We start from the raw sequence: 12,126 nt of genomic DNA on the forward strand, positions 1-12,126 counted from the left end.
CCGGTGCCCCTCAGTGGAAAGGGCACCTCCGCTCTTCGATATGCGCGACGAACTCCTCGCGGAAATGCTTGAGCGCGGCTCGCAGTCCCATGGCCGCGCCGTCGCCCAGGGCACAAAACGTGTTGCCGAAAATGCCCTTGCAGAGCATCTCCAACTGCTCCAGGTCGCCGGTTTCACCCTCGCCTGCCTCGATGCGCCGCAGGACTTTCACAGTCCAGTCCAATCCTTCCCGGCATGGCGTGCACTTGCCGCAGGACTCATGGTGGAAGAACTCGATGATCCGCGTGGCGAGCTTGACCATGCAGGTCGAGTCGTCGATCACGACCACGCCTGCCGAGCCGAGCATCGAACCGGCGGCAGTGAGCGAGTCGAAATCCATGCCCACCTCGAGCTCGCCCTCCGGGATAACCGGCGCCGATACCCCACCGGGAATCACCGCCTTGAGCTTTCGCCCCGGCAGGGATCCGCCGGCGTGCTCCTCGACGAGCTCCCGCAGCGATATGCCCATCGGCAGCTCATAGAGGCCGGGTTTGCGAACCTGACCGCTGAGGCAGTAGAGTTTCGGGCCGGGGCTCCTGTCCGGCCCTATGCCGCGGAACCATGCCGATCCGCGCATCACGATATGCGGCACGCAGGCAAGCGTCTCGACATTGTTGATGACAGTGGGGCTGGCATAGAGCCCGGCCACGGCCGGAAACGGCGGCTTCAGTCGCGGCTGCGCCCGCTTGCCCTCGAGTGACTCGAGCATTGCGGTCTCCTCGCCGCAGATATAGGCGCCGGCACCGCGATGGATGTGGACCATGAAATTGAAGTCCGAGCCAAGAATGCCGATGCCCAGATAGCCGTTTTCATGTGCCTCGGCGATCGCCTGTTCCATGCGGCGTATAGCCGTCACATATTCTCCGCGAATGTAGACGTAAGCCGTCTCGGCTCCGATTGCATAGGCGCTGACCGCCAGCCCCTCGATGAGCTGATGCGGGTCACGCTCCATGATGATGCGGTCCTTGAAGGTGCCGGGTTCCCCTTCATCGGCATTGCAGCAGAGGTATTTCGGCTTGCCGGCCGCTTTCGGCACGAAGCTCCACTTCATGCCCGTCGGGAACCCGGCACCCCCGCGGCCGCGCAGGTTGGACTCCTTGACGAGCTCGACGATCTCGCCGGGCGTATATTCGCCGAGCGCCTTCCTGAGCGCCCGGTAGCCGCCGCCGGCCTCGTACGTCGACAGCAGATGACCGTCCGGTACATCGACATTCCTGAGCAGGACAGGCTCGAACATGGCTTACTCTCCTGGCGCCGCAGCAGCGCGCTCGACGCTCGTCACCCGCTCCGCCGCGCGGAAGCTCTCCAGCAGCGCATCGAGCCGCGCGGCATCAAGGTTGCCGTGGTAATCGTCGCCGACCTGCATAACCGGAGCCATTTCGCAGGCCCCGAGACATTCGACGGTCGAAAGCGTGAACGCACCGTCCGGCGTGGTCTCGCCCTTCCTGATCCCCAGTGTCTTTTGCAGATGCGTCAGCAGCGCCTCGGATCCGCACAGCATGCAGGAGACGTTGTCGCAGAGTTGCAGGTGGAACCTGCCGATCGGTTCGGTATGGAAGAGCGTGTAGAAGGTCGCCAGTTCATAGACCCAAACGCGCTCGACGCCGAGGATTTGGGCGACCTCTTCGAGAACCGGGCCGGGCAGATGACCATGCTCCTTCTGCGCGATCATGAGCGCGGGCATGATCGCCGACCGCCGGTCGGGGTATCGTGCCGCCGCCGCCTCGATCTCTTCGCGCATCGTCATCGCGTCCGATCCTCCCTGCTACTTGTCCACCTCCGCCATCACCGGGTCGAGGCTGCCGAGCACCGCGATCATGTCGGCGAGGTAGCATGCATTGGTGACGCCGAAGAGCGCCTGGAGATTGACGAAGGAAGGCGCCCTCACCTTCATGCGGAACGGCTTCGGCGATCCGTCGCTGATGATGTAGAAGCCGAGTTCCCCCTTGGGCGCCTCGATTACCGAATAGACCTCACCCGCGGGTACGTCGAAGCCATAGGCGGAGAGATCGAAATGCTGGATCAGGGCCTCCATCGAGCAATGCACGCGCTCTTTATCGACGGGGAAGGCGATCGTCGGAATATCGACCTGAAACGGCCCCTCCGGCATCTGCTCCATGCATTGTTCGATAAGGCGGATGCTCTCGCGCATCTCGTCGACCCGGCAAAGCCAGCGCGAATAGCAATCGCCCTCCTCGCGCGTGATGACGTCGAAGTCGAGCCGGTCGTAGATTTCATAGGGTTCGTCGCGCCGGATGTCCCAGTCGACGCCGGAGGCACGCAGGTTCGGTCCGCTCAGGCCGAGGTCGATCGCGTCCGTTGCGGAGATCACGCCGACCCCTTGCGTACGGCTGAGAAACACCCGGTTGTTCTCTATCAGGCGCTCATAGTCTCGGATCCGGTTCGGGAATATCTCGCAGAACTCCCGGATCTTCGGAAGGAATCCATCGGGCAGGTCCTCGCGCACCCCGCCGACGCGGCAGTAGGACGTGTGCATGCGCGCACCGGTGATCATTTCCAGGAGGTCCATGATCATTTCGCGCTCGCGCATGGCGTAAAGCAGCGCCGTCATGGCGCCCAGGTCCATAGGCAGCGCGCCGGTGATCAGGAGATGGCCGGAAATCCGTGCGAGTTCGGCCATCATGACGCGGATATATTGCGCCCGGATCGGGGCTTCTATGCCGAGCAGCTTCTCCACGGCGAGCGCGAAGGCCAGATTGTTCGAAGGCGGACAGAGATAGTCGAGCCGGTCGGTCAGCGGGAAGATCTGCGTATAGGTGAAGCTCTCCGCGAGCTTTTCTGTGCCACGGTGGAGATAGCCGATATGCGGGTCGACGCGCTCGACATATTCGCCGTCGAGTTGGAGCACGAGCCGCAGAACCCCGTGGGTGCTCGGGTGCTGCGGACCGAGATTGAGAAGCACCTCCTTGGTATTGAGCGCTTCGCCTTCCGGCCTCATGAGCTCGGTGACTTCGGTCATCTCAACTCTCCGGCGTCTAGCGGCCTCCTTGGGGTATATCGTTAGTGGCGAGGTCCGGCTGCGTCGGCGGCGGCCCCTCGGCACCGAAGGGGTTCAGCTTGTCCTTGTAGCCCCTCAAGGGGAAATCCTTCCGTTGCGGAAAGCCCTCGAAGCCTTCCCACATGTAGATGCGGCGCAGATCGGGATGCCCCTCGAAGCGGATGCCGTACATATCCCAGGCCTCGCGCTCATGCCAGTTGGCGGTTCGCCAGACTCCCGTGACAGTGGGAACATGCGGCGGCTCGCCGAGCCGGCACTTGATGCGAACACGCCATTTGTTCTTCAGCGAATAGAGGTGGTAAACCGTCTCGAAGCGCGGCGTCTCGGGATAGTGATCGACGCCGCATATGTCCGAGAGGAAATCGAACTCAAGCGCCGGGTGTTCTTTCAGGAACCGACAGAACTCGACGATCTGCTCCGGTGGGACGGCAAAGGCGTAAATACCATGCGCAGCGCCGAGATTCTCGACCGCTCCCCCGAAGCTGCCAATGATCGCCGTGAGATGGACGGGCCGCTCCCCGGTCATGATGCTATAACCCGTCCCAGGGGCGTCCCGGTAAGTGCGCGGGACTTCTTGATCTTCTCCTGAAGCAGGAGAAAACCGTGCATCAGCGCCTCCGGCCGCGGCGGACAGCCGGGCACATGCACGTCGACGGGGACGAAGGTTTCCGATCCCTGCACCACGGCATAGGTGTTGTAGACTCCGCCCGAAATCGCGCAGGTCCCCATCGCAATCACCCAACGCGGTTCCGGCATCTGGTCGTAAAGCCGCCGCACGACGGGCGCGAATTTCCGCGTGACTGTGCCGGCAATGATCATCACATCGGACTGCCGCGGAGAAGGCCGGAACACCACGCCGAACCGGTCGAGGTCGTAGCGCGCGCAACCGGCCGAGATCATTTCGATGGCGCAGCAGGCAATGCCGAAGGTTTCGGGCCACAGGGCCGACCTCCGGCTCCAACTGATGATGCTGTCGGCCGTGGTGAACAGTACGCTGTCGCGAATCGCGTCGTTTACTCCTGCCATTCCAGCGCCCCCTTCAGCCAGGCATAGGCGAAGCCCACAAGTAGCAGCAACATGAAGACGAACATCTCGATATAGCCGACGAAGCCGATCTCCTTCAGGACGACCGCCCAGGGAAAGAGGAACATCGCTTCGACATCGAAGACCACGAGGAGGATAGCGAGGATAAAGAACGGAACCCGGAAGCGCCCGCCTGCGGCCTCGCCCGCCGCTTCCATACCGCATTCGTAAGGGGCGTTCTTCTCGGGATAGGGATTGGACGGACGCAACAGCGATGAGACGAAAAGCGTCGCCGCCGCCACCAGGACTATCCCGGTAGCCATAAACAGAACCGGCAGGAACTCCATTGCCGTCATAGCGTTGGCCTTGGCCAACCAGCGGCTTTTCTCAGCCGCGATCGGCCCCTTCGGAACCGGGGATGCCGGCGCCTCGATAGGCGGCCTGGGCAATCCTTTTCCTCCAAGGCGAGTCTATGCCGTCGGGCGGATCAATGCAAATCCAATTGATTAGTAATGCATGATCCGAATCGGCCCGCCTGTAGCAAACGCCGATACAGCAGCGAAAACCCGCCTTACCCGCCGAAAGCCGACTGTTGAGCAAGCCTCAGGAACCACGCCGGAAACAGGCCGATGCCGATGGTGCCGGCGGCGGTGAAGGCGAGCGTGGCGCTGACGAGCGGCGTCAACGCAGGTTCGAACGCCCTTTCCGGCTCACGCATGTAGATCACCATCACGATGCGGATATAGAAATAGGCGGAGACGACGCTGAGCAGGACTGCGATCACCGCCAGCGCGACGAAACCGCGCTCGACCAGCGCGACCAGCACGTAGAACTTGGCGAAGAACCCGGCCGTCGGCGGAATGCCGGCGAGCGAGAAGAGATAAAGGAGCATCAGAAGCGCGAGTCCGGGATGGAACTTGGCGAAACCCGCGTAGTCTTCGATGACTTCGCCGGAAAAGTCGCCGTTCCGCATCATGATCACCGCGCCGAAAATGCCGAGATTCATGAAAGTGTAGATGAGCAGATAGAGCATTACGCTGGCGATCCCGTCCTGGCCGCCGGCCACCACGCCGAAAATAGCGAAACCCGCATGGGCGATGCTGGAATAGGCGAGCAGGCGCTTGAAATTATCCTGCACAAGCGCGACGAAACTGCCGAGCGCCATCGTTGCCACCGCAATGGCCGCGACGATGATCCAGGCGTTCGAGGCTTCGACAAGCGGATTGAGGAACACCCGGAGAATCACCGCGAATCCGGCCGCCTTGGGCGCGACCGACATGAAGGCGGTGATCGTCGTCGGCGCGCCTTCATAGACATCCGGCACCCACATATGGAACGGCACGGCGCCGATCTTGAAGACGAGCCCCGCAACGATGAAAACGACCGCCAGCAGCAGGGCGGGATCGAGCGGACCGCCGCTCACCGCCTCAGCCATCCGGTCCAGCTGGGTCGTTCCGGTGAGCCCGTAGATGAGCGAGACTCCATAAAGGAAAATCGCCGTCGAGACCGCGCCGAGGATCACATATTTCAACGCCGCCTCGTTCGACCGCCGCTCTTTGCGCAGGAAGCCTGTCAGCACATAGGTGCAGAGCACCATCAACTCGAGACCCACATAGATCGACAGGAGGTCGATCGCCGAGGCCATGATCATCATTCCCACAAGGGCAAAGAGCAGCAGGACATAATATTCGCTCCTGCCGATCCCCTCTATCTCGGCGTATTTCCGCGACAGGAAGAAGGTCAGGATGGTCGCCAGATAAAACACCAACTTGAAGAAGACGGCGAAGCGGTCGGAAATGAACATGCCCGCATAGGCTGGCCGCATCTCGCCTGCCAGCATGAGCGTGGCTACCGCGGCGAGGAGCACGATCGCTACTGAAGCCCACAGGAGCAGATCGTCGCGTCCCTTGCGCACAAGCTCTCCGACAATCAGCAGGACGCAGGCACCGGTGACCACGATGATCTCGGGGACGCTCGCCAAGGCCCATTGGAGAAGCGCGGCAGCAGTCATCGACCACTCCCTTCACCGTGTACCTGCACCAGCAGATTTCGAACCGACGCATCGATGATCTCGAGGAACGGGCGCGGATAGAGCCCAACCCAGAGCACGAAGATGGCGAGCGGCAGGATGGCAGCCATCTCGCGCCCGTTCACGTCATGTATCTCATACCTCGCACTCACACTCGGCGGACCAAGCGCCACTTTCCCGTACATGCCGAGCAGGTAGGCGGCACTCAGCAACGCGCCCACCACGGCCGCGGCGCCCGCGGCGAGGTTTGCCGCAAACCCGCCTGACAGCACCAGCAGTTCGCCGACGAAAGCGTTCGTCCCCGGCAGCGCCATCGAAGACAGGGTGAAGAGCGCAAGAAAGGCGGTATAGACGGGCGCCGCCTTCATCAGCCCGCCGTAATTCGCGATGCTGCGGGTATGCGTGCGCTCGTAGATCAGGCCCACGAACAGGAACAATGCGCCCGTCGTTATCCCGTGATTGAACATCTGCAGGATGCTGCCCTCGAGCCCGCGCAGATTCAGCGCGAAAATCCCGAGCGTCACGAATCCCATATGGCTGATGCTGGAATAGGCCACCAGCTTTTTCAGGTCGTCCTGGGCCAGAGCCAGCAGGCCGCCATAAACGATCGCAAGGGCCGAAAGCGCGAGCATGAGCGTCGAATAATAGAGCGATGCTTCCGGCAGCATCGGCAGCGAGAAGCGCAGGAATCCGTAAGCACCCATCTTCAGGAGCACGCCCGCGAGAATGATGCTGCCCGCAGTCGGCGCCTGCACATGGGCGTCCGGCAGCCAGGTGTGCACCGGCACCATCGGCACCTTGACAGCGAAGGCCACCAGGAAGGCGAAGAACAGCCAGGACTGGACGCCGAAGGGCAGATCCTGCCCCGTCAGGGCGAGTATGTCGAAGGTCTCGCCCCCCTGGAAATAGAGCACGATGACGCCGATCAGGAAGAGGATGCTGCCGGCCAGCGTGTAGAGGAAGAACTTGAACGCAGCATAGACCCGGCCTTCGCCGCCCCAGACGCCGATGATCAGATACATCGGAATCAGCATCGCCTCCCAGAAGACGTAGAACAGGAACAGGTCGAGCGCGCAGAAGACACCGAGCATCAGCGCCTGCATGACCAGCAGGCTGACCATGAACTCCTTCACCTTGCGGTCGATCGCCACCCAGGAAGCGAGCACGGAGATCAAGCTCAACAGCGCCGTCAGGAACAGGAAGAGCGCGCTGATGCCGTCGACGCCGAGCGCATAGGTGATCCCGAGCGCGGGCACCCAGGGACGGCTCTCGGTGAACTGCATTTCGTGGGTCGTCGTGTCGAAGCCGGCCAGCATCACCACGCAGAGAGCGAGATCGACAATCCCGAAACCGAGCGCAGTCCACCGCACCGCATCGTCGCTGCGCATGAACATCAGAACGGCCGCCCCGGCGACGGGCACGAAGACGATGAGGCTCAGCAGCGGGATCGACATCGCGCCCTACCTCCAGACGACCGCGAAGACGAGGATGGCCGCGATCAGACCGGCGATCATCGCCAGCACGTAATGGGTGATGACGCCGGTCTGCAAGCGCCGCAATACGCCGCCGCCTTCGAGGATCGATCGGGCGACGCCATTGACGACTCCATCCACGCCATTGAGATCGAGCCGCATCCCCGTGCGCGCCGAGCCGTGCAGGAAGGGCAGAACCGTGGTCTCCGACACGTCGCTGACCGCCTTCTCATAGCGCGCCAACGGTCTTTCTGCGAACCACATGAAGGCGCGGGCGCCCTTGCGATAGAACCAGTCGGTGTCGAGACTGATCGTGTTTTCGGGATCGAGCGCCCGGAGGAAGATCACAAAGCCCAGAGCCGTGAACATCAGGATCCCGAGGCTCTCGGTCACGTGGACGCCGGTATAGGGCTCGAAAACGACAGGATAGGGCAGAAGCGCGTAGAGCGGTCCGGGGAATACGCCGATGGCAATGCAAAGCGCCGCCGCCATGCCCATCGCGGCCAGCATGTTGCCGGGCGGCTCCCGTGCCTGCAGCCCCCGGTCGGTACCGAAGAACATGTAATAGGGGAGTTTGAGCCCGGTGTGCAGGAACGTCCCGGATGACGCCATCGTCAGCGCCAGCATCACCAGCGCGCGGTGATCCTGCCCTGCAGCGGCCACCACCATCGATTTGCTGACGAAACCCGAGAAGAACGGAAATGCCGAGATCGCAAAGGCGCCGATCATATAGAGCGCCACCGTCAGCGGCATTGCCTTGTAGAGCCCGCCAAGCTCCGTGAGCTTGCGCCGGCCTGTGACGTAGATCACCGCCCCGGCGCCCATGAACAGGAGCCCCTTGTAAAGGATGTGCGCGAAGGCGTGACTGGTGGCTCCGTTCACCGCCAGCTCGGTGCCGATGCCGATGCCCGCGACCATGTAGCCCACCTGGCTGACGATATGATAGGCAAGAAGGCGGCGGCAGTCGTTTTCCAGCACCGCATAAATGACGCCATAGAGCGCCATCACCGTGCCGAGCCAGACCAGCAGTTCGATACCCGGAAACGCCCGCGCCAGCACGTAGACGGCGGTCTTGGTCGTGAAGGCGCTCATGAACACCGCCCCGGTGACGGTCGCCTCCGGGTAGGCATCGGTCAGCCAGGCATTGAGCGGCGGCACCGCCGCGTTGAGCAGGAAACCGGCAAGAATGAGGTAGGCACCCGCGCCCAAAGGGCCCTCGACCGGACCGAAGAGCAGCGAGCCTGCGGCTGCCCCATGGAGCAGAATTCCCCCGAGCAGGACGACGCCGCCGGTGACGTGGACCATAAGATACCGAAAAGCGGCGCGGATCGCCTGTCGGCCTCCTTGAGCGAAGACCAGATAAGCCGAGGCGAATGCCATGCCCTCCCAAAACAGGTAGAGGGTCAGATAGTCGCCTGCGAACACCACCCCGAGCGCGCTGCCGACATAGACGAAGGCAGCCACATGCTGGCCGGCGCCGGAAAGGTGCAATGCATAGACCGTGCCGATCAGCGCCATGATGGTGAAGACGGTCGCGAAGACGATGCTGAGCTTGTCGGCCTTCGCAATCAGAATGTTCTGGCCGAGGAACTGCGTCTCGCCATAACTGCCGGGCTCTATCGCCGTGACGGCGACGATCGCCAGTACCGGGATCAGCACGAGATAGGCTTTACGCACCGGTCCCGTTAAGAACGGGATCGGCAGAGCGCCTAGAATGAAGATGAGAGCCGGGTGGACGAAATCAATCATAGTAGTCCTCGCGCCGCATCAGCCCGGCGCGATGGCCGAGAAACTTGGAAACGAAGATGAGCAGCACGCAGGAGCCGAAGCCGTACGCCGCCGGCCAGCCCGGCAGGCGCTCCCACAGGTATTCGGCGTGGTCGCGGGGAACCAGGAAGTCGGCGGCGACGATCAGGACGAGCACCACATAGAACAGCCGCCGGCGCAACCTCGCATATTGCGCGTCACCAAAGAAATCGACGACAGGCTTGATCATCGGATCACTCCGTCCGCGAGGGTGAGGAAATAGTAGGGGAAGATGCCCATCAGCACTGATAGGATCGCGGTCGCGACCAGCGGGATCGCAACAAGCGGGATTTCGCGGACCGGCGCCCGGCTCTCCTTGGTCTCCGCCTCGAAAAAGGCGGTGTAGCTGACCGGCAGAAAATAGGCGGCATTGAGGACCGAACTTGCGAGCAGCACGGCCAGGAAAGCCATCTGTCCGGCCTCTACCGAGCCCTCCGCCAGATACCACTTGCTGACGAAACCTGCCGTCGGCGGGATGCCGATCATGCTCAGCGACGCGACGAAGAATGCCCCCATCGTCCAGGGAAGCCTCCGGCCGATGCCCGCCATGTCGCTGATGTTGCGTTTTCCGGACGCGCAATAGATCGACCCCGCGCAGAAAAAGAGCGTGATCTTGGAGAATGCATGCGCGGCGATGTGGATGATCCCGCCGACCATGGCCAGCGGCGATAGGAGTACCGCGCCCAACACGATGTAGGAGAGCTGGCTGACGGTCGAATAGGCAAGCCTCGCCTTCAGGTCGTCGCGCGTCAGCGCGTAGACCGATGCCATCAGGATGGTGAACGAGACCAAATAGGCCGTGGCGACCCCAAGGCCCAGTTCCCCGACCGTGCTGACGCCAAAAACATGAAAGATCACCCGCAGCACGCAGAAGACGCCCATTTTGACGACCGCCACGGCATGCAAGAGCGCGCTGACAGGCGTCGGCGCCACCATTGCGGCGGGCAGCCAGGCATGCATCGGCATCACCGCCGCCTTGGCGAAGCCGAACAGATAGCAGAAATAGACGACAGTGAGCAGCGTCGCCGAGGCATTGGCGCCGGTCAGCAACCCGCCCCTCACGAAGTCGAGCGACCCGGCGATGTGATAGGTCAGCGCCAAAGCAGCGAGAAGCACGCTTTTCGAAGCGCCCATCAGATAGACGAGATACTTGCGGCTGCCCCGCCATCCTTCTTCGTCCTCGTGGTGGTAGACGAGCGGATAGGTGACGAGGCTCAGCACCTCGTAGAAGATAACCAGCGTGAACAGATTTGCGGCGAAGGCGCCGCCCACTGCGGCCGCGAGGCTGGTGGCGAAGCAGGCGAAAAACCGGGTCTGCGCGTGCTCGTGCAAGTGCCGCATATAACCGATGGAGTAGACCGCGGCCACGATCCACAGAAGCGAAGAGACAGTGGCGAATACCATGCCGAGCGCATCGGCCCGCAAAGCGACGTCGATCCCTGGCAGGACCTCGAACAACCGCAGTTCGACGGTGCCGCCGGCCAGCACCGTCGGCGCCATGGAGACGACGATCGCAAACATGGCGACCGCGGCGATCGGCGATACCGCGTCGCGGAGTTTTTCGCGCTTGTTGAGAAAGAGAATGGCGAGGGCCGCCAGTCCGGCGACGGCGACGGCGAGCAGCGGCCGGGTCGATATCACCGGGTCCAAGCCGCTATCCTTTCATGATGGTGACGTCGTCTACCTTGAGGGTGGACTTGTTCCTCACCAGCGCGACCAATATGCCGAGGGCTACGGCAACCTCCGCCGCGGTGATCGCGATGACGAAGATCGCAAAGATCTGTCCGCGGAAGTCGTCGTAGTACTGCCCGAAGGCGATGAAATTGATGTTGACCGAATTGAGCAGAAGCTCCAGCGACATCAGCACGATCAGGATATTGCGCCTCAGAAGGACGCCCCCCGCTCCTATCACAAACAGGGCCACTCCGAGCAGGATCGACCACCAGAGCGGGACCATCAGCCAGGCTCCTTCCGCGCCAGCACGATGGCGCCGACGAGAGCCGCCAGCAGGATGACGGAGGCGACTTCGAACGGCAGGAGATAGTCCGAGAAGAGCGTCTTGCTGAGATCTCTGATCGCATCGCCGCCGCGTTCGGCGACGGGCGGCGATTCGATAAAGCGATCACTCCAGAGCACCAGCACGACCATCTCGGCGCCGAGCAGGACGAGAAGCGCGAGCGCCGGCAAGTTGCCGCCGGGCATGAAACGCTGCAGCACCGCTTCGCGCACGTCGACCATCATGATCACGAACAGGAACAGGACCATGATCGCGCCGACATAGACGAAGATCTGGATGACCGCGAGCAGCGGCGCGCCGAGCATAACGAAGATTGCGGAAATCTGCAGGAAGCACGCCATCAGCGCCAATGCGCTGTGAACCGGATTGCGCGCCAGGACCAGCGTCAGGGCTGTGACCACGGACACCGTAGCGAACAGAAGAAAGAACCCCTGATGCATCGACGCCGACCTTTCGCCCACGAACTCTCGGCGCAAGACGGCCGGAGTCGAGATAGCGCCGCACTCACAAATTGTGCCCTAGTATCGGATTTTTCACAAGATTATTGTCGCTCTGACAAATTCCGATGCTCTATCCGTTCTGCGGCCGTCGGCTCACACCCTAAGACCTTGCCGGCGCGGCGCCGGATCGCTAGCGAATTGTTCGCGCCATTTGGCCTTGCTATTGCAGGCTCGTCACCCTTTAATGTTCGAGAGGCCATTGCCGGCCAACTGGCTGAGGA

13 protein-coding genes are annotated in these 12,126 nt (G+C 62.3%); all 13 read right to left on the reverse strand.

Annotated elements, in window-relative coordinates:
* Positions 1-10 precede the first annotated feature (10 nt).
* The 13 genes from nuoF to M1D43_RS28395 all read right to left on the reverse strand — a co-directional run bounded on the left by nuoF (position 11) and on the right by M1D43_RS28395 (position 11,845).
* Positions 11-1,276, reverse strand: coding sequence for an NADH-quinone oxidoreductase subunit NuoF (gene nuoF, locus M1D43_RS28335; RefSeq protein WP_127673006.1), 1,266 nt, complete (start codon positions 1,274-1,276; stop codon positions 11-13).
* A 3-nt stretch (positions 1,277-1,279) separates the two neighbouring features.
* Entirely contained in the window at positions 1,280-1,786 is a 507-nt protein-coding gene (gene nuoE / locus M1D43_RS28340) for an NADH-quinone oxidoreductase subunit NuoE (protein WP_318882535.1), read from the reverse strand.
* An 18-nt stretch (positions 1,787-1,804) separates the two neighbouring features.
* Positions 1,805-3,019, reverse strand: a complete 1,215-nt coding sequence (gene nuoD / locus M1D43_RS28345; protein ID WP_498814557.1) for an NADH dehydrogenase (quinone) subunit D — start codon at positions 3,017-3,019, stop codon at positions 1,805-1,807.
* A 16-nt stretch (positions 3,020-3,035) separates the two neighbouring features.
* Positions 3,036-3,584 carry an NADH-quinone oxidoreductase subunit C gene (locus tag M1D43_RS28350; protein WP_010967800.1) on the reverse strand — a complete coding sequence of 183 codons (549 nt, stop codon included), beginning with the start codon at positions 3,582-3,584 and terminating at the stop codon, positions 3,036-3,038.
* Positions 3,581-4,084 (reverse strand): NuoB/complex I 20 kDa subunit family protein, encoded by a 504-nt coding sequence (locus M1D43_RS28355; RefSeq protein WP_010967801.1) that lies wholly within the window; start codon positions 4,082-4,084, stop codon positions 3,581-3,583. Before M1D43_RS28355 ends, M1D43_RS28350 begins: the two co-directional genes overlap by 4 nt.
* Positions 4,072-4,437: an NADH-quinone oxidoreductase subunit A gene (locus M1D43_RS28360; protein ID WP_088218277.1), complete on the reverse strand. Its 366-nt coding sequence runs from the start codon at positions 4,435-4,437 to the stop codon at positions 4,072-4,074. The genes M1D43_RS28355 and M1D43_RS28360 overlap by 13 nt, the downstream gene beginning before the upstream one ends.
* Before the next feature lie 215 nt (positions 4,438-4,652).
* Positions 4,653-6,092, reverse strand: coding sequence for an NADH-quinone oxidoreductase subunit N (locus M1D43_RS28365; protein WP_010967803.1), 1,440 nt, complete (start codon positions 6,090-6,092; stop codon positions 4,653-4,655).
* Entirely contained in the window at positions 6,089-7,564 is a 1,476-nt protein-coding gene (locus tag M1D43_RS28370) for an NADH-quinone oxidoreductase subunit M (protein WP_010967804.1), read from the reverse strand. The genes M1D43_RS28365 and M1D43_RS28370 overlap by 4 nt, the downstream gene beginning before the upstream one ends.
* Positions 7,565-7,570: 6 nt before the next feature.
* The gene (locus tag M1D43_RS28375) at positions 7,571-9,331 is read right to left on the reverse strand and encodes a Na(+)/H(+) antiporter subunit D (protein ID WP_153409379.1); all 1,761 of its coding nucleotides are present in this window, start codon (positions 9,329-9,331) and stop codon (positions 7,571-7,573) included.
* Positions 9,324-9,578 carry a hypothetical protein gene (locus tag M1D43_RS28380; protein WP_127637234.1) on the reverse strand — a complete coding sequence of 85 codons (255 nt, stop codon included), beginning with the start codon at positions 9,576-9,578 and terminating at the stop codon, positions 9,324-9,326. The genes M1D43_RS28375 and M1D43_RS28380 overlap by 8 nt, the downstream gene beginning before the upstream one ends.
* Entirely contained in the window at positions 9,575-11,038 is a 1,464-nt protein-coding gene (locus tag M1D43_RS28385) for a monovalent cation/H+ antiporter subunit D family protein (protein WP_014528720.1), read from the reverse strand. Before M1D43_RS28385 ends, M1D43_RS28380 begins: the two co-directional genes overlap by 4 nt.
* Positions 11,039-11,042: 4 nt before the next feature.
* Positions 11,043-11,345, reverse strand: a complete 303-nt coding sequence (gene nuoK, locus M1D43_RS28390; RefSeq protein ID WP_003526959.1) for an NADH-quinone oxidoreductase subunit NuoK — start codon at positions 11,343-11,345, stop codon at positions 11,043-11,045.
* Entirely contained in the window at positions 11,345-11,845 is a 501-nt protein-coding gene (locus tag M1D43_RS28395) for an NADH-quinone oxidoreductase subunit J family protein (protein ID WP_010967808.1), read from the reverse strand. The genes nuoK and M1D43_RS28395 overlap by 1 nt, the downstream gene beginning before the upstream one ends.
* Positions 11,846-12,126: the final 281 nt, after the last annotated feature.

This window comes from Ensifer sp. R1-3 (assembly GCF_056739175.1).